22 protein-coding genes are annotated in these 22617 nt (G+C 73.0%); 13 read left to right on the top strand and 9 right to left on the bottom strand.

The features are described from left to right. Positions 1 to 64 precede the first annotated feature (64 nt). The 5 genes from ACH4PY_RS33995 (at position 65) to ACH4PY_RS34015 (ending at position 6185) form a co-directional block, all read left to right on the top strand. On the top strand, positions 65 to 1024 hold the full coding sequence (locus ACH4PY_RS33995; RefSeq protein WP_398192077.1) for a carbohydrate ABC transporter permease: 960 nt from the start codon (positions 65 to 67) through the stop codon (positions 1022 to 1024). Beyond that, complete coding sequence (locus ACH4PY_RS34000; protein WP_398192079.1) at positions 1021 to 1914, top strand: carbohydrate ABC transporter permease; 894 nt, start codon at positions 1021 to 1023, stop codon at positions 1912 to 1914. The genes ACH4PY_RS33995 and ACH4PY_RS34000 overlap by 4 nt, the downstream gene beginning before the upstream one ends. After that, a complete protein-coding gene (locus ACH4PY_RS34005) occupies positions 1911 to 4472 on the top strand; it encodes a glycosyl hydrolase 2 galactose-binding domain-containing protein (RefSeq protein ID WP_398192081.1) in 2562 nt (853 codons plus the stop codon). Before ACH4PY_RS34000 ends, ACH4PY_RS34005 begins: the two co-directional genes overlap by 4 nt. A 249-nt stretch (positions 4473 to 4721) precedes the next feature. Then, entirely contained in the window at positions 4722 to 5636 is a 915-nt protein-coding gene (locus ACH4PY_RS34010; protein WP_398192084.1) for a sigma-70 family RNA polymerase sigma factor, read from the top strand. 174 nt (positions 5637 to 5810) lie between these two features. Further along, on the top strand, positions 5811 to 6185 hold the full coding sequence (locus ACH4PY_RS34015) for a VOC family protein (protein WP_398192086.1): 375 nt from the start codon (positions 5811 to 5813) through the stop codon (positions 6183 to 6185). A gap of 24 nt (positions 6186 to 6209) precedes the next feature. On the opposite strand, the gene ACH4PY_RS34020 is transcribed toward ACH4PY_RS34015, so the two are convergent. Genes ACH4PY_RS34020 through ACH4PY_RS34030 form a run of 3 tightly spaced genes read right to left on the bottom strand, consistent with a single transcriptional unit; the run spans position 6210 to position 7659 of the window. Continuing rightward, positions 6210 to 6650: a GNAT family N-acetyltransferase gene (locus ACH4PY_RS34020; RefSeq protein WP_398192087.1), complete on the bottom strand. Its 441-nt coding sequence runs from the start codon at positions 6648 to 6650 to the stop codon at positions 6210 to 6212. Positions 6651 to 6676: 26 nt separating this feature from the next. Next, complete coding sequence (locus ACH4PY_RS34025) at positions 6677 to 7039, bottom strand: DoxX family protein (RefSeq protein WP_398192089.1); 363 nt, start codon at positions 7037 to 7039, stop codon at positions 6677 to 6679. Beyond that, positions 7036 to 7659, bottom strand: a complete 624-nt coding sequence (locus ACH4PY_RS34030) for a TetR/AcrR family transcriptional regulator (RefSeq protein WP_398192091.1) — start codon at positions 7657 to 7659, stop codon at positions 7036 to 7038. Before ACH4PY_RS34030 ends, ACH4PY_RS34025 begins: the two co-directional genes overlap by 4 nt. A 236-nt stretch (positions 7660 to 7895) precedes the next feature. Here ACH4PY_RS34030 and ACH4PY_RS34035 point away from each other — a divergent pair, with 236 nt between their 5' ends. From ACH4PY_RS34035 to ACH4PY_RS34055, 5 genes are all read left to right on the top strand, one after another. Continuing rightward, the gene (locus tag ACH4PY_RS34035; protein WP_398192092.1) at positions 7896 to 8915 is read left to right on the top strand and encodes a LacI family DNA-binding transcriptional regulator; all 1020 of its coding nucleotides are present in this window, start codon (positions 7896 to 7898) and stop codon (positions 8913 to 8915) included. Further along, on the top strand, positions 8912 to 10177 hold the full coding sequence (locus tag ACH4PY_RS34040; protein WP_398192094.1) for an MFS transporter: 1266 nt from the start codon (positions 8912 to 8914) through the stop codon (positions 10175 to 10177). The genes ACH4PY_RS34035 and ACH4PY_RS34040 overlap by 4 nt, the downstream gene beginning before the upstream one ends. A gap of 54 nt (positions 10178 to 10231) precedes the next feature. Then, entirely contained in the window at positions 10232 to 10720 is a 489-nt protein-coding gene (locus tag ACH4PY_RS34045; RefSeq protein ID WP_398192096.1) for a helix-turn-helix domain-containing protein, read from the top strand. After that, positions 10717 to 11298, top strand: coding sequence for a hypothetical protein (locus ACH4PY_RS34050; protein WP_398192098.1), 582 nt, complete (start codon positions 10717 to 10719; stop codon positions 11296 to 11298). The genes ACH4PY_RS34045 and ACH4PY_RS34050 overlap by 4 nt, the downstream gene beginning before the upstream one ends. A 105-nt stretch (positions 11299 to 11403) precedes the next feature. Beyond that, positions 11404 to 11778, top strand: coding sequence for a DUF2516 family protein (locus ACH4PY_RS34055; RefSeq protein ID WP_398192100.1), 375 nt, complete (start codon positions 11404 to 11406; stop codon positions 11776 to 11778). Between the two features lie 111 nt (positions 11779 to 11889). Here the strand turns inward: ACH4PY_RS34055 and ACH4PY_RS34060 are convergent, their stop codons facing one another. Next, a complete protein-coding gene (locus ACH4PY_RS34060) occupies positions 11890 to 13263 on the bottom strand; it encodes a PP2C family protein-serine/threonine phosphatase (protein ID WP_398192102.1) in 1374 nt (457 codons plus the stop codon). A gap of 555 nt (positions 13264 to 13818) precedes the next feature. Next, positions 13819 to 14736 carry a class I SAM-dependent methyltransferase gene (locus tag ACH4PY_RS34065; RefSeq protein ID WP_398192105.1) on the bottom strand — a complete coding sequence of 306 codons (918 nt, stop codon included), beginning with the start codon at positions 14734 to 14736 and terminating at the stop codon, positions 13819 to 13821. Positions 14737 to 14937: 201 nt separating this feature from the next. On the opposite strand from ACH4PY_RS34065, the gene mshA reads away from it, so the two are divergent. Together mshA and ACH4PY_RS34075 are read left to right on the top strand one after the other, a co-directional pair. Further along, the gene (gene mshA, locus ACH4PY_RS34070; protein WP_398192107.1) at positions 14938 to 16302 is read left to right on the top strand and encodes a D-inositol-3-phosphate glycosyltransferase; all 1365 of its coding nucleotides are present in this window, start codon (positions 14938 to 14940) and stop codon (positions 16300 to 16302) included. Further along, positions 16295 to 16846 (top strand): YbjN domain-containing protein, encoded by a 552-nt coding sequence (locus tag ACH4PY_RS34075; RefSeq protein ID WP_398192110.1) that lies wholly within the window; start codon positions 16295 to 16297, stop codon positions 16844 to 16846. The genes mshA and ACH4PY_RS34075 overlap by 8 nt, the downstream gene beginning before the upstream one ends. Positions 16847 to 16903: 57 nt before the next feature. Here the strand turns inward: ACH4PY_RS34075 and ACH4PY_RS34080 are convergent, their stop codons facing one another. Then, positions 16904 to 18223 (bottom strand): MDR family MFS transporter, encoded by a 1320-nt coding sequence (locus ACH4PY_RS34080; RefSeq protein ID WP_398192112.1) that lies wholly within the window; start codon positions 18221 to 18223, stop codon positions 16904 to 16906. Positions 18224 to 18282: 59 nt separating this feature from the next. Between ACH4PY_RS34080 and ACH4PY_RS34085 the strand changes: the two genes are divergently transcribed. Next, positions 18283 to 19041: a phosphoglyceromutase gene (locus ACH4PY_RS34085; RefSeq protein ID WP_398192114.1), complete on the top strand. Its 759-nt coding sequence runs from the start codon at positions 18283 to 18285 to the stop codon at positions 19039 to 19041. Between the two features lie 776 nt (positions 19042 to 19817). On the opposite strand, the gene ACH4PY_RS34090 is transcribed toward ACH4PY_RS34085, so the two are convergent. Genes ACH4PY_RS34090 through ACH4PY_RS34100 form a run of 3 tightly spaced genes read right to left on the bottom strand, consistent with a single transcriptional unit; the run spans position 19818 to position 22601 of the window. Then, positions 19818 to 21065 (bottom strand): tyrosine-type recombinase/integrase, encoded by a 1248-nt coding sequence (locus tag ACH4PY_RS34090; protein ID WP_398192116.1) that lies wholly within the window; start codon positions 21063 to 21065, stop codon positions 19818 to 19820. Beyond that, positions 21065 to 21304, bottom strand: a complete 240-nt coding sequence (locus ACH4PY_RS34095) for a helix-turn-helix domain-containing protein (RefSeq protein WP_398192117.1) — start codon at positions 21302 to 21304, stop codon at positions 21065 to 21067. The genes ACH4PY_RS34090 and ACH4PY_RS34095 overlap by 1 nt, the downstream gene beginning before the upstream one ends. After that, positions 21297 to 22601, bottom strand: a complete 1305-nt coding sequence (locus ACH4PY_RS34100; protein ID WP_398192147.1) for a replication initiator — start codon at positions 22599 to 22601, stop codon at positions 21297 to 21299. The genes ACH4PY_RS34095 and ACH4PY_RS34100 overlap by 8 nt, the downstream gene beginning before the upstream one ends. Between the last annotated feature and the right edge of the window lie 16 nt (positions 22602 to 22617).

Raw genomic sequence — 22617 nt, forward strand, 5'->3', positions numbered from 1 at the left:
CCGCACGACGCCGCCCGCCCCCGTACCGCCCGGCATCCGCCCCGGCCGAAAGAAACGCCTGCTCATGACATCCACCAGCATCCTGGCCGGCGGCACCCGCGCCGCACCGCCGTCCACTTCCGGCCGAGCCCGCCGCCGGCGCCCCGGCGGCCTCAACACCCCCCGCCTGCTGTGGCTCACGGTCCCGTCCCTGGTGTGGTTCGCGGTCTTCTCCGTCGGCCCGCTGGTGGCGATGTTCGTCATCGCGACGCTGCGCTGGAAGGGGCTGATCTACGACCCGAGCTACGTCGGCGCCGAGAACATCCGGCACGTCTTCGGCGACGAGGTCTTCCACGACGCGCTGCGCAACAGCGCCGTGCAGGTCGCCGTCGTCATCCCGGTGATGATCCCGCTGGCCTTCATGCTCGGCTACCACCTGAGCACCAAGCCGCGCGGCTACCGGGTGCTGTCGATCCTCTACTTCTCGCCCGGCCTGATCTCCATCTCCGTGACCGGCATGATCTTCTACGGCGTGCTGTCCCCGGACGGCGGCGCCAACGGCGCCCTCAACGCCCTCGGCCTGGACTCCCTCGCGCACTCCTGGCTCGCCGACCCGGCCACCGCGCTGCCCAGCCTCATCGCGATCGACCTGTGGCGCGGCGTCGGCTGGACCGCCGTGCTGTTCGCCGCGCGCCTGTCCAGCGTGCCCGGCGACGTCATCGAGGCCGCCCGGCTCGACGGGGCGGGGCGCTTCCGCATCATGTGGCAGATCACCTTCCCGATGGTCAAGGACTACGTCCGCACCCTCACGATGCTGCAGTTCCTGTGGACGCTCTTCACGTCCGCCGCGCTCATCCTGCTGCTCACCAAGGGCGGCCCCGGCACCTCCTCCACCACGCTGTCCTACCTGGTCTACGAGAAGGCGTTCTCGCAGAGCGACCTCGGCTACAGCCAGGTGGTCGGCGTCGTCCTGCTGCTGATCGGCGTCGCCGGGATGCTGCTGATCCGCGCGCTGCTGCGCAGCCCCCTGGAGAAGACCCGATGACGACGACCTCCGCCCGCCCGCACGCGCACGCCCGCAGCGCCGCGACCACCCGTACCGTCCGCCGCTCCCGGCGGCGCGGCGGCGGACTGCTCGCCGTACCGCTGTCCTGGGTGTACGCGCTGCTGCTCGCCGCCCCGCTCTACTACCTGCTGGTCAGCGCGCTCAAGACGAACATCGAGATCTTCACCCACCCCTTCGCGCTGCCGAAGGACTGGCTGTGGGGCAACTTCCGCACCGCGTGGCGGACCGCCCACCTCGGGCAGGCGCTGCTGAACTCCGCGCTGATCTCCGCCGTCGCCATCGTGCTGACGCTCGGTCTGGCGCTGCCCGCCGCCTTCGCGCTCGCCCGCCTCGACAACCGGCTCAGCCGGATCGTGACCGGCGCGTTCTCCGCGGGCTTCCTGATCCCGCCGTTCGCCGCGCTGATCCCGACCGTGATCCTCGCGATCAAGCTGCACATGTTCTACACGCGCGAATTCCAGATGCTCTTCCTGCCCGCGAGCGCGCTGCCGCTGTCGGTGCTGCTGCTCACGCAGTTCATGAGGACCGTGCCGCCCGCCCTCGTGGAATCCGCGGCGCTGGACGGCGCGGGCAACTGGCGGCTGCTCGTCAACGTCTTCGTGCCCATCGCCATGCCGGGCGTCGTCAGCGTGGCGATCCTCCAACTGCTCACCTTCTGGAACGAATACCTCTTCTCACTCACCATCACCGGCACCGCACCGGACCTGCGCACCGCCCAGGTCGCGCTGCCCACGCTGGTGTCCGACGCGACCGACTTCGGCGTCCTCACCGCCGGCACCGTGCTGACCCTCCTGCCGGTGTACGTCGCCTACTCGCTCGCCAGCCGCCGTATGCAGGAAGCACTCACCGCAGGGGCAGTCAAGGGATGACACTCAGCACGCACACCTCCACCACCCCCGACCGGGCCGCCGCCGTACGGCACGACCTCGGCGGGACCTGGCAGCTCAGCTGGACCGGCGGCCCGGACACCGCGCCCGCCGCCGTCCGCGGGGCGGCGCTGCCCGCGCGGGTGCCCGGCGAGGTGCACACCGCGCTGCTCGCCGCGGGCCTGCTCGCCGACCCCGACGTGGGGCTCGGCGAGGCCGCGCAGGAGTGGGTCGGCCGCTCGCAGTGGGCCTACCGCCGCACCTTCACCTGGACCTCGGCTCCCGGCGCGCGCACCGACCTCGTCGCCGACGGCCTCGACACCGTCGCCGAGGTGTACGTCAACGGGCGGCACGCCGGGTCCGCCCGCTCCCAGCACCTCGGCTACCGCTTCCCGCTCGACGGCCTGCTGCGCGCGGGCGAGAACGAGATCGAGGTCCGCTTCGCCTCCGCCTGGGACGCCGCCCTCGCCCACGAACGCGCGCACGGCCCGCTGCCCTCCCCGTACGACGAGCCCTACGCCCACGTCCGCAAGGCCGCCGCCAACTTCGGCTGGGACTGGGGCCCGCACTACGTCACCGCGGGCATCTGGCGCGGCATCCGGCTGGAGACGTACGCGGGCCGGATCGACCACGTCCGCCCGCTCGTCGCCCTCGCGCCCGGCCACGACAGCGCCGAGGTCACCGTGCACGTGGCCGCCGACGCGCCCGCCGGGGCCCGGGTCCTGGCCGAGCTGACCGACCCGGCCGGGCGCCCCGCCGGAAACGCTGCCGGTTGGGTCGGCGAGGACGGCGAGGCCGTCGTGACCTTCTCCCTCGACGCCCCCGACCTGTGGTGGCCGGTGGGCCTCGGCGCCCAGCCCCGCTACGGGCTGCGCGCCCGGCTGGAGCTGGACGGCGAACCGCTCGACGAGACGTCCGTACGCTTCGGGGTCCGCTCCGTCGCCCTCGACGAGACCCCCGACGCGACCGGCGCCCGCTGGGCGCTCGTCGTCAACGGCCGCACCGTGCGTATCCGCGGCTACAACTGGATCCCCGACGACACCCTCGCGAGCCGCGCCACCCCGCAGCGCGTCGCCACCCGCATCGACCAGGCCCTCGCGGGCAACGCCAACCTGCTGCGGATCTGGGGCGGCGGCCACTTCGCCACCGAGGACTTCCTCGACGCGTGCGACGAACGCGGCATGCTCGTCTGGCACGACTTCCTCTTCGCGTGCGCCGCCTACAGCGAGGACGACGACACCGCCGCCCTCGTCACCGCCGAGGCCGAGCAGGCCGTCGCCCGCATGGCCCCGCACCCCAGCCTCGTCCTGTGGTGCGGCGGCAACGAGACCGTGCTCGGCCACCGGCACTGGGGCTGGACCGACCAGATCGGCGAACGCGGCTGGGGCGCCGCCTACTACCTCGACGTCCTCCCCGGCGTCCTCGCCCGCCTCGACCCGACCCGCCCCTACGTCCCCAACTCGCCGTGGTCCGGCAGCCTCGACGCCGACCCGGCCGCCGTCACACACGGCCCCAGCCACCTGTGGGACGCCTGGAACGACGCCGACTACGTCCACTACCGCGACCACGACCCGTCCTTCGTCTCCGAGATGGGCTGGTGCGGACCCGCCGCCTGGACCACCCTCGAACGCGTCCTCGACGGCGAGACCCCCGGCCCCGCGTCCCCCCTGACCCGCCACCACCTGCGCGCCATCGACGGCATGCACAAGCTCACCCGCGGCCTCCAGCCGCACTTCCCCGCCCCCGCGGAGGGCGCCGACTGGCACTTCGCGACCCAGCTCGTCCAGGCCCGCGCGGTCGCCGCGGGCGTCGAATGGCTGCGCTCCCGCGACCGCTGCGCCGGCGCCGTCGTCTGGCAGCTCAACGACTGCTGGCCCGCCATCAGCTGGTCCGCGGTCGACTCCGCGGGCGTCGAGAAACCCCTCTGGTACGCGCTCCGGCACGCCTTCGCCCCGCGGCTGGCGACCGTCCACCCCGCCGTCCCCGGCCCCACCCACGACCCGACCGGCCCCGCCGGTCTCGAACTCACCCTGGTCAACGACTCGTCCGCGGCCTGGCACCCGTCGGTGCACGTCCGCCGCGTCACCCTCGACGGCACGGAGCTGGCCGCCGCCCTCCTCGACCTCACCTGCCCCGCGGGCGGCCTCCTCCACGTCCCCCTCGGCCCCGAACTCGCCGCGCCGACGGACCCCCTGGGCGAGCTGCTCGTCGTCGACACCGACGCAGCCCGTACGACGTGGGCCTACCGCCCCGACCGCGCGCTGACCGCCCCGCCCCCCGCCCGCACCGTCATCGCCTCCACGGGAGACGGCGCGGTGCACCTGACGGTGACGGCGCACACGCTGCTGCGCGACGTGTGCGCCTTCCCCGACCGGCTGGCCGGTGCGCTCGGGGTCTCCCCGTCCGACCTCCTCGTCGACGAGTCCCTCGTCACCCTCCTCCCCGGCGAGACCCGCGTCTTCACCCTCCGAACCCGCTCAGGCCTCCCCCTCCCCCCGGTGGCCCTCCCGGAGGCCCTTCTGACGTGGGCGATCCGCTCGGCGGGCGAGCTGACGACGTAGGTCGGCGCCCGACAGGGGCGCGGGGCACGCGTTTTCAGGGGCGCGGGGGACTGCGCGGCCAGCCACGACGGTGGCACGGGCCGTCACCGGCCCGAAGGGGCAGTTCGATCCGATCCGGACCACCGGCCGGTGGGGGCGGCCCGCGCAGTTCCCCGCGCAGTTCCCCGCGCCCCTGAAACGGGCGCCCTGTTACGTTTTCCGCCCCTGCCACGTCGCAGACGTGAACGCACTTCGGCGGAAGGTGAGGCCATGACGGGACCAGCCCCGGAGGGCGACGCGTTGGCGCGGCTCTTCGAACAGGAGCGAGCCAAGCTCACAGCCGTGGCCCACCGCATGCTCGGCTCACGACCGGACGCCGAGGACGCGGTCCAGGAAGCATGGATCCGCCTCGCCCGCCAGAGCGACCCGCAAGGCATCGGCAACCTCGCCGCGTGGCTGACCACCGTGGTCGGCCGCGTGTGCGTGGACATGCTGCGCGCCCGCAAGGTCCGGCCCGAGGAGCCGTACGGCGCCCACGTACCGGAGTTCGAGGTCGTGGACGACGGCCCGGCGGCGGCGCCCGAGGCCGACGCGGTGCTCGCGGAGTCCGTGGGCGTCGCCCTCCTCGTGGTGCTGGACACCCTCGGGCCCGCCGAGCGCCTCGCGTTCGTGCTGCACGACATGTTCGCGGTGCCCTTCGACGAGGTCGGGCAGATCCTGGGGCGTTCGACGGACGCGGCGAAGATGCTGGCGAGCCGCGCCCGGCGCAAGGTGCAGGGCCCGCACGGGACGGCGGAGGGGCGGGTCCGGCGGCGCGCGGTGGTGGACGCCTTCCTGGCCGCCGCCCGGGCCGGGGACTTCGCGGGGCTGCTGGAACTGCTCGACCCGGAGGTGGAGTGGCGCTCGCTCTCCGACCAGGGTCTCGTCACGGCCCGGGTGGAGGCCGCCGAGCTGGCCGTCCGCGCCCAGCGCGGGGTCCGCGCGGTGGCGGTGTCCCACCCGGTGCTGGTCAACGGCGACCCGGGCGTCGCGGTGTGGGGCCCGCAGGGCAAGCTGCTGGGCCTGGTGGCCTTCGCGGTGTCGGACGCGGGCCGTATCACCGGAACGGTGACCGTGCGGAACCCGGCGCGGCTCGCGGCCCTGGACCTCCCGGCGGTGCTTACGGGCGGCGCCCCCACGCGGTGATCATCGGCGAGGTGCCGGTCGATCACCTCGTCCGTGGCGAGGCCCGCGGCGTCCGCGGTCCAGGACACCTCGACGTCCCAGATGCGCCGGGCGCGGCCGGGGGCCTGTCACACCCCGGGGATACGCTGCCGGTGACTGCCGGGTGACCGGCCCGCGGTCGTACGGAGGTGCCCCATGGCCCCGCAGCTGCGGATGAGCGCGATCACGCTCGACTGCCCCGACCCGCTCGCCCTCATGGCCTTCTACCAGGCGGCCACCGGCCTGCCCCCGCACCCGAAGTCCGACGCCGAGTTCGCCGGGATAGGCGGCACGGACGGCGAACTCCTGCTCGGCTTCCAGCGCGTCGACGACTACCGCGCCCCGCGGTGGCCCGGCCAGGACTCCCCGCAGCAGCTCCACATCTGCTTCACCGTCGACTCCGACCTCCCCACCGCCGAGGCCCGCCTCCGCACTCTCGGCGCCGCCCTCCCCGCCCATCAGCCGCACGGCGACAAGGCCCGCGTCCTCACCGATCCTGCGGGTCACCCCTTCTGCATCGTCCGGGGCTGAGCGCGCCCGGCTGCCGCCCCGGGGTCAGCGCGGGCCGATGGTGAAGCGCAGGACGCGGGAGTCCCGGGCGCGGAAGCCGAGCCGTTCGTAGAGGCGGTTGGCGGCTTCGCGGGAGGGGCGGGAGGTCAGGTCGACGGTGCGGGCACCGGCCTGTTCCGCGAGGCGCAGGGCGTGTTCGGTGAGGGCCGCGCCCACTCCGGCGCCGCGCGCGGCGCCGTCCACGACGACGTCCTCGATACGCGCCCGCAGGCCCGTCGGCAGCGGGAACATCACCAGCGTCAGCGTCCCGACGATCTCCCCGCCGAGCCGCGCGACCAGCACGGTGTTGGCCTCGCTGCCCACGACCCGCGCGACCCCGTCCGCGTCCAGTACCACCGCGCTGCTCGACAGCTGCGGCAGCAGCCGCGCGAGCGCCCCGACGACGTCCGGGCCCGCCTCGCGTACCACTTCGGTCTCCACACCCATGCTCCGAGCCTAGGGCCTGTCGTTGCTCAGAAGCGGCCCGCCGCCACGAAGACGCAGGCGAGCAGGATGACCAGGTTGATGCCGAAGACCCGTGAGTATTCGCGCAGGCTCCAGTGCGCGGCCCCGGCCCCGACCATGACCGCGACCAGGCCGACCGCGGCGAGCGGGGTCAGGACCGGGGCGACGCCGGTCAGCCGCGGGGCGACCAGCCCGATGCCGGCCAGCAGTTCGAGGAGCGCGACCACCCGGATCGCGGGGAGCGGGAAGGGGGCGACGCCCGTCTGGCCCGTCGCGATCATCCGCTCCTTCGACTGTGTCGACTTCATGGTTCCCGAGGCCAGGAAGACGGCGGCGAGCAGACCCTGCGTGATCCACAGTGCGGTGTTCATCGTGACCCTCCGTCAGGTGTGTTGACGATCAACTGCTCGGCGAGATCGACGAAGGCCGCGACCCAGCGGTCCTCGTCCAGGCCGCTGGGGTGCGCGCCGAAGACGTCCCGCAGCAGCCAGAAGTGCGAGACGGACCCGACGAGGACGACGGCGAGCGCGTCCCAGTCCCGCGTCCCGGCGCCCTCGGCGTCCCCGGGCCCGGCCTGCATGCGCAGCCACTGTGCGACCGCCGCGTGGATGCGGCGCATCTCGCCCTCGCGGACCTCGTCCAGCAGCGCGGGGAAGGCGGCCAGGTCCCGCACGATCATCCGGTTGAGGTCCCGCTCCTGCTCCAGCCGCCGCAGCCCGGCCCGCGCCAGCCCCGCGAGCCGCTCCCGCAGCGGCAGCGCCGCCATCGCCTGCGGGTCACCGATCATCGCCAGCAGCCCGGCATTCTCCGCGACCTTCGCGCGCACCCCCTCGGCCAGCAGCTCCTCCTTCGACCGGAAGTGCCGGTAGAGCGAGCCGGATCCGGGCGACAGCCCCGCGGCCTTCTCGATCTCCGCGACCGTCGTCCTCGCGTACCCCTGCGCCCCGAAGAGCCGCATGGCCTCGGCCACAACCCGCGATCGGGTGTCCATCGCGCCCCCTCTGCAAGTAAGTGCTTACTTGCAAGCCTAGCCGACACCCCACCGCCCGACCACCCCCGCCGCCCCGTCCCCTTCACCCTGAGCGGCTGCTGCCGCTTTCCCGTGCGCGCTCCGGCCGGGCCGGCCCGCGGTGAGGCCGGTGCCGGACGTCAGGAACATGAGAGCGCTCTCGGGTCTAAGCTCCCTGCACGCGGCGGCGGGTGACCACCGTGGAGAGTGCAGGCGCGATGAGCAGAGCCACGCCCACGATCGAGGACGTCGCGCGCAGAGCAGGGGTGTCGCGCGCGACGGCTTCCCGCGTGATCAACAACGCCCCGGGGGCGTCGGGCCCGCTGCGCGCACGTGTCCGGGCGGCGGTGGCCGAGCTGGGCTACCGGCCGAACGAGGCGGCCAGGGCGCTGGCCTCCGGCCGGCTGCGCGTCGTGGACGTCGTCGCGGTGACGTACGGGCCCGGCAGCGGACCGCTCGGAGCCCATCCGTACTTCAGCCGTGTCCTGGCCGGGATGATGCCGGTCGTGGAGGAGGCCCGCGCGCAGCTCAGGCTGCACGCGGTCGGCCTCGGGACGGCCGCTGACGCCATCGACGAGCTCGCCGCCAACGCCACGGTGGGAGCCGTCCTCGCCGACATCACCCCCGAGCTCGCCGACCGCTTCCACCGCCGGTGCCGCCGGGCGGTGTCGATGGTGCCGACCTCACCGTCGGTCCCCGCGATGCAGGCCGACAACATCGGCGGGGCCTACGCGGCGGTCCGGGAGCTTCACCGGCTCGGCCGGCGGCGTATCGCGGCCATCCACGGTCCCGCCTTCAACCCCTGCGCCATCGACCGGCGTACCGGCTACCGACGCGCTGTCCAGGACCTCGGACTCCCCGAAGCGGGTGCCTGCGGCGACTTCCACCGTGACGGCGGCCACCAGGCGGCCGGGCAGCTCCTGCGGGACGACCCCGGCATCGACGCGATGTTCGTCGCCTGCGACCTGATGGCCGCCGGTGCCGTACAGGCCGTCACGGCCACCGGCCGCCGGATCCCCGACGACGTGAGCATCATCGGCTTCGACGACAGCATCGCCGCGGTCTGCTCCAACCCGCCGCTGACCACGATGCGCCTGCCGGTCGAGGACATGGCCGCGGCGGCCACCCGTCTGCTCCTCCAGGGCGCCCCCGCCACCGGTCACCGTCAGCGCTTCCCGGTCGGACTCGTCACGCGCGCCACCACCGCGGAACCCGTCCCCGGAAGGCGCCGTCGATGACCCTGCCCGATCACGCCGAGGGCACGGACCCGGCGCTCGGCGAGGCTACGGCGCCCCCGTCCGCCGTACGCGTGACGCTCACCTCGCCGCTGTACCGCGGCGCCACCCTCGCGGTGTTCCTCGGCGCCGTCGGGTTCTCGGCGGCCGCACCGCAGATCGCGTCGTTCCTGGTGGACGACCTCGGCGCCTCCCTGCGCGCGGCCGGCCTGTTCTACCTCACCAACCTGACCGCACCCGTGGCCGGCTACCTCGTGGGACGCAGGTCCGACCGCACCGGGCGCCGGCTGGGCCTGTTTCGGTGGTGCGCCGTGCTGGGCTTCGCCGGCTGGATCGGCATCGCCTGCTCGACACACCTGTGGATGCCGTACGTCATCAGCGCCGTCGTCGGGGCGTTCGGCGGCGCCGCGACCTCCCAGCTGTTCGCCGCGATACACGACCAGCTCACGGCGGAGGCCCACCCCAACAGCGACGGCGTGGTCTCCGTCGTGCGGATGGCCCTGACCGGCGGCTGGGTCGTCGGCCCCGTCTCCGGCTCCTTCCTCGCCGCGCAGACGTCGCTGCGCACCATGCTGGTCGTCACGGCCTTCTGCACGCTCGCGCAGATCGTCCCGCTGGGAACCCTGCGCCTCGCGCCCGGCCCCGGCGGCTCCTCGCAGACACCTGGCCAGCGGCCGGGCGCCCCCACCGCGCGGGCGATGCTGCCCCTGCTCACGTTCACCGGACTGTACGTCCTGGTGTATCTGGGCGAGCCCGTCAAATACGCCTATCTGCCGATCTACATGACCGACCGCCTGGACCTTCCCGCCGGGCTCAGCGGGGCGGTCATCGCCGTCCAGCCGCTGGTCGAGATCGTCCTGATGCCGCTGGCCGTCCTCGTCGCCCGCCGGATCGGCATGACGCGCCTCATGACGATCGGCGCCTGCTGCGGAATCGCGGCGAACATCTGCTTCGCCGCCACCGGAACCGCCGCCGGACTGTTCGCCGGGCAGATCCTCATGGGAGCGGTGTGGGGCGTGTTCGCGGCCCTCGGCATAATCGTCGCGCAGCGGCTCCTCCCGACAGCCGTCGCGACGGCCTCGGCCGTGTTCATCAGCTCCACCGCCCTGGCCTCCGCGCTGGGCGGTGCCGCCGGAGGACTCGGCGCCGCGTCCATGGGCCTTCCGCACGTCTTCCTCATACCCGCCGCCGCGGCGCTCGTCGCCGCCCTCGGCCTCGCCGCGATGACCAGGACCGAGCAGGATGCCGTCGGGACGACGGGTTAGCTCCGCGCTAGCGGGTGCTTGCAAAAGTTAGCGCGAGGGTGCACTCTCGTACGTATGGCGTCACTGAGAGTCGGCAACGTCGGCGAGTATCTGCGGGAGCAGCGGCGCAGCGCGCAGCTGAGCCTGCGGCAACTGGCGGAGGCGGCCGGTGTGTCGAATCCGTATCTGAGCCAGATCGAGCGCGGGCTGCGGAAGCCTAGTGCGGAGATCCTGCAGCAGCTCGCGAAGGCGCTGCGGATCTCCGCGGAGACGCTGTACGTGCAGGCCGGGATGCTCGACGCGCGGGAGCGGGACGAGCTGGAGGTGCCGGCGGCGATCCTGACGGATCCGGCGATCAACGAGCGGCAGAAGCAGGTGCTGATCCAGATCTACGAGTCCTTCCGGAAGGAGAACGCCGCCGCGGGGGAGCCGAAGGCGGCGGCACCGGCGGAAGGGCTGGACGGACCGGACGGACCGGACGGGCCGGACGAAGGCGTGGAAGAGCGAGGAGTGGCGGGTGGCCCCGGGCCGTCCGCCGCCGTACGGGAGGAAGACGGGAAATGACCATCACCGACGACATCGTGAAGAGCCTGCGCAACCCGACCCCGCTGTACGCGGTCGCCGGGACCGCGGACCTGGCCGCAGAGAAGCTGCGCGAGGTGCCGGCGCTCTTCGAGCGGCTGCGGGAGCAGGCACCCGGGCACATCGAGAAGATCCGCGGCACCGACCCGAAGACCGTGCAGGAGCGGGTCGCCGCGGGTGCCAAGGACGCGCAGACCCGGCTGTCGGAGACCTACCGCGACCTGGACCTGAAGTCCTTCCGCGAGATGCCGGACTTCAAGAAGCTCGGCGAGTCCGTGCAGGACCTGGCCCTCCAGGGCGTCGGCCGCGCGACCGGCTACGCGGTCAGGGCGCGCGAGACGTACGACGAGCTGGCCGAGCGCGGCAAGGGTGCCGTCGCCCAGTGGCGCGGCGAGGACGGGGAGAAGGACGGCGACGGCGCGGACGTGCGGCAGATCGCCGACGCCACGCCGAAGAAGGCCACTCCCGCTGCGGCCACTTCCGCCCCGGCCGCGCCCGCCGCCCGCAAGCCCGCGGCGAAGAAGGCCCCGGCGGCCAAGAAGGCGCAGAGCAAGGACTGACGTGATCGGGCCGGGCACGCATCGCGCGCCCGGCCCGTTGTACGCGTACGGCCGGTACCGTGGAGTGGCCGACGGCGACCGACGGACAAGGGATGGGTGGACGGCGTGCTGATCACAGGATTCTTCGGGGTGGTCGCCCTGATCTCGTGGGCGCTCCTGATCTTCGCCGTGTTCGCGTTCGTCGACGCCGCGACCTACCGCGAGGACGCCTACCGCGCCGCGAGCAAGAACAACAAGGGCTTCTGGCTCATCATCCTGGGCCTGGCCGGCCTGGTGATGAAGTTCTTCTCGATCATCTCGTTCCTGCCGATCATCGGCCTTATCGCGGTGATCGTGTACATGGTCGACGTCCGGCCCGCCCTGCGCCAGGTCAGCGGTCGCGGCCAGGGCCGCAGGCGGGGGATGCCGCGCCGCGGCGGAAGCAGCAGCCGCGGCAGCAGCAGCGACGGGCCCTACGGCCCGTACAACGGCCGCCGCTGAGCCGTTGAGCAGTTGAGCAGTTGAGCCTTTGAACCGCTGAACCTGTGAGCTGCTGGACCGGGATCCGGCCGGGCGGGACCGCGACCACGCCGGGTCCGCCGCCCCCGCCCGTCAGTGCGTCACACAACGCTCCAGCAGCACCACGGCCACGTCGTCCGTCAGCTCGCCGCCGTTGAGTTCGCGTACCTCCGTCACGGCCGCGTCCAGCAGCGCGTCGCCGTGCAGGCCCGCCGCGAGCAGCCGGGAGACGAGCCGCAGCATGCCGTCCTGCTCCAGGCGCTGGGTGCCGTTCCCGACGCGGCCCTCGATGAGGCCGTCCGTGTAGAGCATGAGCCGCCACTCGCCGTCGAGCGCGACGGACACCCGCTGCCAGTCGGCCAGCTCGTCGGGAAGCAGGCCGAGCGCCGGGCCGCCGTCCTCGTACGGGAGCAGCCGCGGGGCGCCCCCGGTGCAGGACAGCAGCGGGGCGGGGTGGCCGGCGAGGTAGAGGTCGGCGGTGCGGCCGTCGGCGGCGATGTCGAGCGTGCACAGGGTCGCGAAGATCTCGTCGTCGGACCGTTCGTGCACCAGCACCTGCTGGAGCGTGCGCAGCAGCGTCTCGCCGCCGAGTCCGGCGAAGGTGAGCGCGCGCCAGGCGATCCGCAGTTCGACACCGAGGGCGGCCGCGTCGGGGCCGTGGCCGCAGACGTCGCCGATCATGGCGTGCACGACGCCGTCGTTCGTGCGGACGGTGTCGTAGAAGTCCCCGCCGAGCAGCGCGCGGCTGCGGCCGGGCCGGTAGTGGGAGGCGAAGCGCAGTCCGGCGCCCTGCAGCAGCGGGGTGGGGAGCAGGCCGCGTTCGAGGCGGCGGTTCTCCTGGGCGCGCAGCCGGGTCTCGGTGAGCTTGCGCAGCGCGAGGTCGGCGCGTTTGCGCTCGACCGCGTAGCGGACCGCGCGGGTCACGCCCGCGGCGTCGACGTCGCCGCGCGGGAGCTGGTCCTGGGCCCCGATGCGTACGGCCTCGGCGGCGGTGCCGTCGTCGGTGTCGTCGGTGAGGACGAGGACGGCGGTGCCGGGCGCGACGCGCAGCACGTGCCGGACGCCCTCCAGGACGTCGGGCAGGTCCAGCAGGATGCAGTGGACGTCGTCGGTCAGCAGCCGTCCCGCGGCGGTGAGGTTGCCCGCGCGCAGGACGCGGATACGGGGGCCGCCGCCGTCCTGGAAGTAGGGGGCGGTGAAGGCCCCCGCCGGGTCGTCACCGACGACCAGCAGGTTGAAGGTGACGGGGGCCTCGGCGGTGTCCTTGCGCTGCCTCGGCAGGCTGACGGACGCCGGGGCGGAGGCGGACGCGGGGGCCGACGTGGGGGAGGCAGAGGCGGCGGGCGTCGTGTGCTCGGGGGCCACGGGGGCGGCTTCCGGAGCGGCGGCGGCCGGCACGGGAGCGGGTCGTCCGGGCCCGTGTCCGGTGGCCGTGGGCCGTTCGGTGCCGCGCTTGGCAGCGGACATCAAGCGACTCCTTTCCGGTCCCCTGAACGATCGACGGTCTTTCCTTTGCCTTGCTTTGCCATCCCCGGCCCCAGGAACCCTAGTGGCTGGAGCGGACGTCACGGGAGGGGCAGTTGTAAACCGTCACCGTCATATGCGGTGGCCAGGGCGGGATTTCGCCATCGATGTGGGGATCCGCACATGACGTATGTCACGCGGTTCCACTGCAACCATGCCCCGTATCCGGCCCACTCGCGGAACCGTTCCCGGGTGAATGGCGGGGGATTACGGGAATGTGCGCGCCCCGCGTAATTGGCGGCGAAATCAACCCGCAAGGGCTATTTGTACGGGTGGTGCGCCACCCCGGGGGAGTCGCGCGCCGGGTGCACGCCTGTGTACGCCCGCGTGCGCCGCTGTCCGAGTTCTGCCCCTCCCCGCGCCCGTCCATGCGCACCCGCCCCTGTGGGCCACGTCGCACCCGCGGTCGTACGCGGCCGTACGGCCCTGTGCTCTCCCGGCCACCGCGCGCGCGTCGCCTCAGCGCGGGGCCGCGCCTGCCACGCCACCGTGACCGCCTCAGCGCGGGGCCAGTGCCTCCCACGCCACCGTGACCTCGCCCTGCCGCCAGCGCGCCGGGCCGTCCGTCACGGGCCAGCCGTCCGCCCGCAGGGCCCGTACCGCCGCGATCCAGCGCTGCCGTGCCCCCAGCGCCGACAGCGGCGCCGCCGCGGCCCACGCCCGGTCGAAGCCGGTCAGGAACGCGTGCACGCCCTCGCCCGGCACATTGCGGTGGATCAACGCCTTCGGCAGGCGTTCGGCCAGGTCGGACGGCCGCTCCAGCGAGCCCAGCCGGGTGGCGAAGGTCACCGTCCGCGGTCCCTCGGGCCCGAGCGCGACCCATACGTGCCGCCGCCCGATCTCGTCGCACGTCCCCTCGACCAGCAGCCCGCCCGGCGCGAGCCGCCGCGTGAGCCGGGCCCACACCGCGGGCACCTCGTCCTCCCCGTACTGCCGCAGCACGTTCGCCGCGCGGATGAGCACCGGCCGCCGCCCGTCCGGCAGCGGCACCTCGAAACCGCCGCGTACGAAGCCCAGCCCCTCGCGGGCGTACGGGAGCGCGGCGGCGACCCGCGCCGGGTCGATCTCGACGCCGACCACCTCCGCGTCCGGCCGTACCCGGCGCAGCCGCCCGAGCAGTTCGACGGCGGTCCAGGGCGCGGCCCCGTAGCCGAGGTCGACGGCGAGCGGGTCGGCGGCGCGGCGCAGTTGGGGGCCGTGCGCGGCGGCGATCCAGCGGTCCATGCGGCGCAGCCGGTTGGGGTTGGTGGTGCCGCGGGTCACGACGCCGACCGCGGCACCGGCACCCCCGCCCGTACCGGCACCCCCGCCCGTACCGGCACCCCCGCCCGTACCGGCACCCCCGCCCGTACCGGCACCCCCGCCCGTACCGGCACCCGCACCGCGCGCCGCCCGCGCCCGTCCCGTACCGCCCATGACTGCGAGCGTAACCGCCCCGCGGTGGGGTAGGTGCGCGTCCACAGGGCCCGGCCGACGGGCGCGGACGGCTCGGGGTGAGGGCAGGCGCCGCACCGTCAAGCGGTTTCATCACGCTTCGGCAAAGGTGGAAATGGAATCCCGGCTTCCGGTGTTGGCCACGGTTGAACGCGGGGGTACGGCTGCCGGAAGGATGGAAGGGTGACGACCCAGTACACGTCCCGGTTCGGCGGGCTGCGCAGCGCGGCCGGTGCGGCCGCCGCGGCGTACCGCCCGCACCGCAGGGGAGGCCGGCGGGTTCGCAGGATCGCCATGCTGAGCGTCCACACCTCGCCGCTGCACCAGCCCGGTACGGGCGACGCGGGCGGCATGAACGTGTACATCGTCGAACTGGCCAGACGGCTGGCCGAGCGGGACATCGAGGTCGAGATCTTCACCCGCTCCACCACCGGCGCCCGCCGCCCGCACGTCGAGCTCGCGCCCGGCGTCCTGGTGCGGCACATCGACGCGGGTCCCTACGAGGGCCTGGCCAAGGAGGAACTGCCCGCGCAGCTGTGCGCCTTCACGCACGGCCTGATGCGCGCGTGGGCCGGGCAGCTCCCCGGCCACTACGACCTCGTCCACTCCCACTACTGGCTGTCCGGCCACGTCGGCTGGCTCGCCGCCGAGCGCTGGGGCGTACCGCTCGTGCACGCCATGCACACCATGGCCAAGGTCAAGAACGCCGCCCTCGCCGAGCACGACACGCCCGAACCCGTGGCGCGGGTCATCGGCGAGACCCAGGTCGTCGCGGCCGCCGACCGGCTCATCGCCAACACCGACGAGGAGGCCGACGAGCTGGTACGCCACTACGCCGCCCCTCCCGGCAAGGTCGCCGTCGTCCACCCCGGGGTCAACCTCGACCGCTTCCGCCCCGACCCCGGGGGCCGGGCCGCCGCCCGCGCCCGCCTCGGCCTGCCGCAGGACGCGCTCATACCCCTGTTCGCCGGCCGCATCCAGCCCCTCAAGGCGCCCGACGTGCTGGTCCGCGCGGTCGCGGTGCTGCTCGCCGAACGCCCGGGGCTGCGCGACCGGCTGCTCGTACCGATCGTCGGCGGCCCCAGCGGCACGGGCCTGGCCAAGCCGGAGGCGCTGCACAAGCTCGCCGCCCGGCTCGGCGTCTCCGACGTCGTCCGCTTCCAGCCGCCCGTGCCGCAGGAGCGGCTCGCCGACTGGTACCGCGCGGCCACCGTGCTGGTCATGCCCTCGCACAGCGAGTCCTTCGGCCTCGTCGCGATCGAGGCGCAGGCGTGCGGCACGCCGGTCGTCGCCGCCGCGGTGGGCGGCCTGCCGGTCGCCGTCGCCGACGGGCGTACCGGTTTCCTCGTCCCGGGCCACGACCCGCACGACTACGCGCGCGCACTCGCCCGCTTCGTCGACCACCCACCGCTCGCCGACACCCTCGGCGCCGCGGCCGCCCGGCACGCCCGCGCCTTCGGCTGGGAGGCCTCCGCAGAGGACACGGCCGAGGTGTACGCGGCAGCGCAGTGGGAGCACCGCCGTCGCCTACGATCGCCCCATGGCTGAGCCTGAGCAGACCGGCGCCGCCGACGGCGCGAGGGGTACGGACGACGGGCCCGCCGCGCAGGCCGCGCGGCGGGTGGTCGAGCAGGTGCTGCGCGAGTCGGAGCTGCCGTGGGAGTCGCCGCGCCCCGGCACGTACGTCACGCAGCTGCCCGGCACCCGCAAGCTGTCCACCACCTGCCAGCTCATCGTGGGGCGGCACACCCTGTCGCTCAACGCCTTCGTGGTGCGCCGCCCGGACGAGAACCACGAGGCCTTCCACCGCTGGCTGCTGGAGCGCAACCTCAAGCTGTACGGCGTCGCGTACGCCGTCGACCAGCTCGGCGACGTCTACCTCACCGGCCGTTTCCCGCTCGCCGCCGTCACACCCGACGAGATCGACCGGCTGCTCGGCGCGGTCGTCGAGAACGCGGACGGCTCGTTCAACACGCTGCTGGAACTGGGCTTCGCGACGGCGATCCGCAAGGAGTACGCGTGGCGGGTCTCGCGCGGCGAGTCGACCCGCAACCTGGAGGCGTTCAGCCGGCTGACGGGCGAGGACGCGTAGCGCCGCACGGCGGCGGGCCGTACGGGGCGGGCCGCGCAGGCGGGCCGTACGGGGGGCTTACGCGGGCGCGTCCGCGGTCTCCGCGGCGACGTCGTCCGTGCCCGCCGCCACCACCCGCTCCGTCCCGGCCACCGCCGACGCCGTACCCGGCTTGAGCAGCACCCAGTAGCCGACCGACGCGACCGTACCGACGACCGCGCAGCCCAGCCACACCGTCGCCCGCCCGGCGTATTCGAGGGTGAAGCCGCCGACGAGCGGTCCGACGAAGGCGGCGGCGGCCCAGGCCAGCGTGGAGACGCCCTGGTAGCGGCCGCGGGCGTGCTGCGGGGCGAGGTCGGCGACCGCCGACATGGAGGCGGGCGCGTGGATGATCTCGCCGAGCGTCCAGATCACCACGGTCAGGGAGTAGAGCGCGACGGTCGTCGCGAAGACGGTGAGCCCGATGCCCCAGGAGAGCACGAAGCAGCCCGTGGCCAGCAGCATCGCGTTGCTGCGGGTGCGCAGCGCGCGGGTGACCGGGATCTGGAGCACCACGATGACCACGCCGTTGATGCTCGCGACGAGCCCGAACTGCTGCGAGCTGAGCCCGTGCTGCCCCATGTCGACGGCGAGCGTGGAGTTGGCCTGCTGCATCACCGCGGCGAAGACGAAGATCAGCCCGGTGAGGATCATGAAGCGCCGGTCGCGCAGCACGTCCAGCAGCGTCGTACGGCCGCCCTCGGCTTCCTGCGCCGTGCCCTTCGCCGCCTCCGGCCTGGTCTCCGACACCTTCGCGTAGACCACGACCGCGCACAGCACGGTGGTGAGCGCGTCGCCGAGGAAGAGCCACAGGTAGCCCTCGGCGGCGATGAAGCCGGCCGCGGCCGCCGAGACGCCGAAGCCGATGTTGATCGCCCAGTAGTTGAGGGAGTACGCCCGCACCCGGTCGGCCGCCGGGACCAGGTCGGAGATCATCGCGGACAGCGCGGGCCGGGAGGCGTTGCCGGTCAGGCCCACGAGCAGGGCGACGGCGGCGATGGCGACGGCCCCGTCCACGAAGCCCAGCACCGCGGTCGTCACGGCGGTCGCGAGCTGCGCGGCCAGCAGCGTCACGCGCCGCCCGAGCCGGTCGGCCAGCACCCCGCCGACCACCGCCCCCACCGCGCCGCCGAGCCCGAAGAGCGCGGCGACCAGACCGGCGTACGCGGCGGAGTAGCCGCGGTCCACGGTGAGGTAGAGCGCGAGGAAGGTCACGACGAAGCCGCCGAGCCGGTTGACCAGCGTGCTCGTCCACAACCACCAGAACTGCCCCGGCAGGCCGCCCGCCGTTTCTCGTACCGCTCGGCTGATGGCCGCCACGGGTCTCTCCCAGGTCTCTTGTAAGAGGCGCAATCGCATTGCGGATCTTACAGAGCCCGGTCGCGAGGGGCGACGGGATTTCTCTTAGACTCGATGCCATGGCTGCTGCTGCGTACAAGCTGATCCTCCTCCGCCACGGCGAGAGCGAATGGAACGCGAAGAACCTGTTCACCGGCTGGGTGGACGTCAACCTCAACGACAAGGGCGAGAAGGAGGCCGTCCGCGGCGGCGAGCTGCTCAAGGACGCCGGCCTGCTGCCCGACGTGGTGCACACCTCGCTCCAGAAGCGCGCCATCCGCACCGCCCAGCTCGCCCTCGAAGCCGCCGACCGCCACTGGATCCCGGTCCGGCGCAGCTGGCGCCTCAACGAACGCCACTACGGCGCCCTCCAGGGCAAGGACAAGGCCCAGACCCTCGCGGAATTCGGCGAGGAGCAGTTCATGCTGTGGCGCCGCTCCTACGACACCCCGCCGCCGCCCCTCGAGGACGGCACCGAGTTCTCCCAGAGCGACGACCCGCGCTACGCCACCATCCCCCCGGAGCTGCGCCCCCGCACGGAGTGCCTCAAGGACGTCGTCCACCGGATGCTCCCCTACTGGTACGACGCGATCGTCCCCGACCTCCTGACCGGCCGCACCGTCCTCGTCGCCGCCCACGGCAACTCCCTGCGCGCCCTGGTCAAGCACCTCGACGGCATCTCCGACGCGGACATCGCCTCCCTCAACATCCCCACGGGCATCCCCCTGTCCTACGACCTCGACGCCGACTTCCACCCGGTGACCCCGGGCGGCCGCTACCTCGACCCGGACGCTGCCGCTGCGGCGATCGAGGCGGTCAAGAACCAGGGCAAGAAGTAGTCTTCCGACGCCACCATGCCCCCTGCCTGCGGGTTCTCCCGCGGGAAGGGGGCATGACTGCGTTCTGGGCCGTCTATGGGCCGTGGGCCGTGACGTGCTCGCACGGGCACCGTCGCAGGTGGCGCTGTGAGCGCAAAAAATTCTCGACACTAGATGTAGTGGTGAGGTCGTTCGGGGGCGATCAGCGATGTGCGTGGTCAGCACCACCGGCACCCAGTTGTAGTACGCCAGAGCTAGACACCACATCTAGTGATTGCGTCTGGCGCGGCCACAAGCAAGTGCCCCAAGCGCGCCAGATCTACCAGTATGCTTTTCCTGCTTCACCCTCTCTCCCCTGAACTTGCCTTCCAACGAGGCAAGTTGGCAGGCACCGGCTCGTCGAGCGGCGGCCGGTCGAGAGAGAAGGGAGGTGGTAGGGATGAGTCTGCCGAAGGACAAGTCCCGCAAGCCGTGGACCGGCGCCGAAACGTGGCAGGTCTGGCTCGCAGGAGCAAGTCTTTTGGTGGCTGTCGCTACTAGCGTCGCGCAGTTCGCCAGGTGAGTGAACGACGCACGAGTCCGGGAGGGACCGGGACCGGTGGCCGTACATGCGGCGAGCCCGGTCTGCGGAGAGGCGACCGGGCTCGGTGACGCAGCTAGGGCCTGGTTCCGGGGGCAACCGGAGCCGGGCCCTCTGTGTACCGGCACATACAATGCGCCGAACACTGCGCTACTTACACACAGAACTCTACTCCAAATAATAGCCAGTTATTCAGAGGCTTGAGGCGCCTTGGGGTCTAGCGCGCAGGAGAATGAGCCCGTGGCGGGCGATACACCGAGGCCACAGCCTTTCGGGTTCGCTCCTGGCTGCTTGGCATCAGGTGCGCGTACACCCTCAGCGTCAGCCCTGGATCGGAGTGGCCCAGGTACTCGGCCAGCGCCTTGACGCTCTCGCCCGCGTCCAGGAGCACGGACGCGTAGAAGTGTCGCAGCGCGTGCATCCCGTGCTCCCGCGCGGAGGCGTACTCCGCCCCCTTCTCCCGGGCCGGGATGACGCCAGCCGCAGCGAGCGCCCGCTTCCACGTGTCCGGGTTGAACGAACTGCGCCAGACGTGCCCACCCTTGGGCCCCGTGAAGATGAGCTTCCTGGTCACCAGCGGCCCACCCGCCACCTTCCACGGCAGCGTGATGTCCACCGGCGGGAACCGTTCCATGTGCGCGCGTAAGGCGTCCGCCACGGGACCAGGCAGAGGGACGTCCCGCAGCTTGCCGCCCTTCGGCGGAGCGAAGACCGCCTTGCTGCGGCTGAGCTTCAGCTGCTGCACCACGTGCACCGTATCCGCGTCGAAGTCGATCGCATCCACCGCGATGCCCAGGATTTCGCCCTGTCGCAAGCCGCATCCCGCTCCCAGGTCCACGGTCGCCTGATACCGCTCCGGTAGCGCGGCCCGCACGGCGAAGACCCGCTCAGCCGTCCACGGCGTGACGCGCTTCACCTCCACCACCGGCGCCTTGACCGACCGCGCCGCACACGGGTTCTTCGGCAGATGCCCGTCATCCACGGCCGCGCTGAGCACGCTCCGAACGTTGGAGTAGATCACCCGCGCGTAGGAGCCCGTCACGTCGGCCGCCGCCAGCTCACCCACCCAGTCCCGGATGTGCACGGGCTGGAACGACCCGAGCGGCCGAGACCCGATGTACGGGAAGGCGTGCAACCGGAGCTGGCTCTCCATGGAGAAGCCCGTGTTCGGGTTGGCCCCGTGGTTCTTGAGCCAGCGCTCCGCGTACTGCCGGAACGTGACCCGGCTTGCCTTGGGGTCGATGTACTGGCCCCGCTCCATGTCCGCCTTGGTCTGCACGAGCCACGCCTCAGCGAGACGCCGCTGCCGGTCGGGGAAGCTCTTGCTCTTCTCCGTCCCGTCCGGCCCGACGTAGCGGGCCCGGTAGCGCAGCCCCGAGCCGTAGCGCTCGGACTTCACCTTGCGACTCTTGCCGTCCGCCCCGACCTTGGTCTTGTACCAGCGGTCCTGGATGTGCCCGGCCATCAGGCAGCCACCCCTTCACGCCGACGATCGACCCAGGCCCGCACATCCGCGGGATCGAACCGCAGGTGTCGGCCGACGCGGAAACCCAGGGGCCCGGTCCGCTTGCGGCGCCACTGGTAGACCGTCTCAACGCTGGGCAGCTCGAACATCTCCACCAGGTCCTCAGGCGTGAGATACCGGGTGGGAAGGGCCCGCGGCTGCTCAGTCGTCTCCGCAGTGCTGCGCCGTCGCTCAGCCATGGGTGGGTTCTCCTTCCGTTCCCGGGGCGGGTTCGAGGGATGCGGCGAGCCAGCTTTCGGCGCGGGTGAGGCCGGTGCCGGCGAAGGTCCAGTGGGCGAGGACGTACGTGGTCTCTTCGGGGTGAGGGCCGGTCTGGGCGCGGCGGTATTCGGCGCGGGCGTCGCGGAGGGCGCCGAGGGTGGTGGAGTAGCGGCGGGTCTTGGTGGAGAAGTGGCCGCGGAAGCCGAGCATGTGGGCCCAGGCGCGCAGCCGGAGGTGTTCCAGGTCCTTGCGGGCGCCGAGGGCCCAGGCGGCGCGGATCATGCGGCGGGCGTGGTCGGAGAGCTGGAGGTGCGCGAGTTCGGCGAGGAAGCGGATCGGGCGGTCGAGGGTGCCGGTCGCTGTCTCGGCACCTTTGGTGGCGTACTTGGCGATGTACGCGGCCACCGCCCGGTCGGTGAGGTCGACGCCGTGGAAGTCGTTGCTGCGGATGGTGCGGACGTCGAGCTGGCGGCCGAAGGCGAAGGTGTGAGCGCGCCCGTCGATCACGGGCCCGGTGACGCGGGCGGTGGAGGCGGCGGCGCGGATGGCGTCGGTGAGCAGCTCGGCGGTGGCCCAAACGGGCGGCGGGGTGGTCCCGCCTTCCGGGCCGTCGAGGCGGATGACGGCGTGGAAGTGGACGGCGCCGCGCCGCTGGTACTCGGCGACCTTGGCGAAGGAGACGCGGGCGTGCTGGCGGAAGGCGCGTTGGCCGAGTCCGGCGCGCTTGGCGATCTCGCGGCGCAGGTAGATGGAGAAGCGCCGCCACAGGGCCCCGGCGTGCGCGTTCCAGAGGACAGCGGCTTCGTAGTCGTACGCGTCCGGGTCGAGGGGCGTTCCGAGTTCGGGGGCGTCGGCGGGGTGGGTGACCCCGCAGCGGCAGCACCCCGAGTCGGGGCGGTTGTGGACGGGGCCGAAGCCGGGTGCGGTGAAGGTGGCGAAGACGCGGGGGTGCTGGGCGACGTCCTCCGGGGTGCCCTTGCCGCCACGGAGCCCAGCAGTGATCAGGTGGAAGGTGTCGCGGCGGTAGGTCTCGGCGCAGGCCGGGCAGCGGGTGGTGCGGCGGTTGTTGCAGCGGACGAGGAGGTGACCGGCGGGCAGCCGGTCGGAGATCATCCGGTGCAGGACGGCGCCGATCTCGCCCGTGGTGGTGTCGAGGGCGTGTTCCGTGCGGTGGCCGTCGAGCCGGATCGGGTTCGTGCAGCCGCCCAGCCCGGAGAGCTGGCGGACGAGTCCGGGCAGGGTGCCGAAAGCGGCCAGCGTGCCGAGTTCGGGCAGCGGGGGCGGGGTAGCC

The sequence above is a fragment of the Streptomyces sp. NPDC021224 genome, from assembly GCF_044332905.1.
GTDB lineage: Bacteria > Actinomycetota > Actinomycetes > Streptomycetales > Streptomycetaceae > Actinacidiphila.

Excerpts from the sequence above, each read along its gene's own strand:
- ACH4PY_RS33995 (WP_398192077.1), top strand. The coding sequence starts at position 65 with ATGACATCCACCAGCATCCTGGCCGGCGGCACCCGCGCCGCACCGCCG.
- ACH4PY_RS34000 (WP_398192079.1), top strand. The coding sequence starts at position 1,021 with ATGACGACGACCTCCGCCCGCCCGCACGCGCACGCCCGCAGCGCCGCG.
- ACH4PY_RS34005 (WP_398192081.1), top strand. The coding sequence starts at position 1,911 with ATGACACTCAGCACGCACACCTCCACCACCCCCGACCGGGCCGCCGCC.
- ACH4PY_RS34010 (WP_398192084.1), top strand. The coding sequence starts at position 4,722 with ATGACGGGACCAGCCCCGGAGGGCGACGCGTTGGCGCGGCTCTTCGAA.
- ACH4PY_RS34015 (WP_398192086.1), top strand. The coding sequence starts at position 5,811 with ATGGCCCCGCAGCTGCGGATGAGCGCGATCACGCTCGACTGCCCCGAC.
- ACH4PY_RS34020 (WP_398192087.1), bottom strand. The coding sequence starts at position 6,650 with ATGGGTGTGGAGACCGAAGTGGTACGCGAGGCGGGCCCGGACGTCGTC.
- ACH4PY_RS34025 (WP_398192089.1), bottom strand. The coding sequence starts at position 7,039 with ATGAACACCGCACTGTGGATCACGCAGGGTCTGCTCGCCGCCGTCTTC.
- ACH4PY_RS34030 (WP_398192091.1), bottom strand. The coding sequence starts at position 7,659 with ATGGACACCCGATCGCGGGTTGTGGCCGAGGCCATGCGGCTCTTCGGG.
- ACH4PY_RS34035 (WP_398192092.1), top strand. The coding sequence starts at position 7,896 with ATGAGCAGAGCCACGCCCACGATCGAGGACGTCGCGCGCAGAGCAGGG.
- ACH4PY_RS34040 (WP_398192094.1), top strand. The coding sequence starts at position 8,912 with ATGACCCTGCCCGATCACGCCGAGGGCACGGACCCGGCGCTCGGCGAG.
- ACH4PY_RS34045 (WP_398192096.1), top strand. The coding sequence starts at position 10,232 with ATGGCGTCACTGAGAGTCGGCAACGTCGGCGAGTATCTGCGGGAGCAG.
- ACH4PY_RS34050 (WP_398192098.1), top strand. The coding sequence starts at position 10,717 with ATGACCATCACCGACGACATCGTGAAGAGCCTGCGCAACCCGACCCCG.
- ACH4PY_RS34060 (WP_398192102.1), bottom strand. The coding sequence starts at position 13,263 with ATGTCCGCTGCCAAGCGCGGCACCGAACGGCCCACGGCCACCGGACAC.
- ACH4PY_RS34065 (WP_398192105.1), bottom strand. The coding sequence starts at position 14,736 with ATGGGCGGTACGGGACGGGCGCGGGCGGCGCGCGGTGCGGGTGCCGGT.
- ACH4PY_RS34075 (WP_398192110.1), top strand. The coding sequence starts at position 16,295 with ATGGCTGAGCCTGAGCAGACCGGCGCCGCCGACGGCGCGAGGGGTACG.
- ACH4PY_RS34080 (WP_398192112.1), bottom strand. The coding sequence starts at position 18,223 with ATGCGATTGCGCCTCTTACAAGAGACCTGGGAGAGACCCGTGGCGGCC.
- ACH4PY_RS34085 (WP_398192114.1), top strand. The coding sequence starts at position 18,283 with ATGGCTGCTGCTGCGTACAAGCTGATCCTCCTCCGCCACGGCGAGAGC.
- ACH4PY_RS34090 (WP_398192116.1), bottom strand. The coding sequence starts at position 21,065 with ATGGCCGGGCACATCCAGGACCGCTGGTACAAGACCAAGGTCGGGGCG.
- ACH4PY_RS34095 (WP_398192117.1), bottom strand. The coding sequence starts at position 21,304 with ATGGCTGAGCGACGGCGCAGCACTGCGGAGACGACTGAGCAGCCGCGG.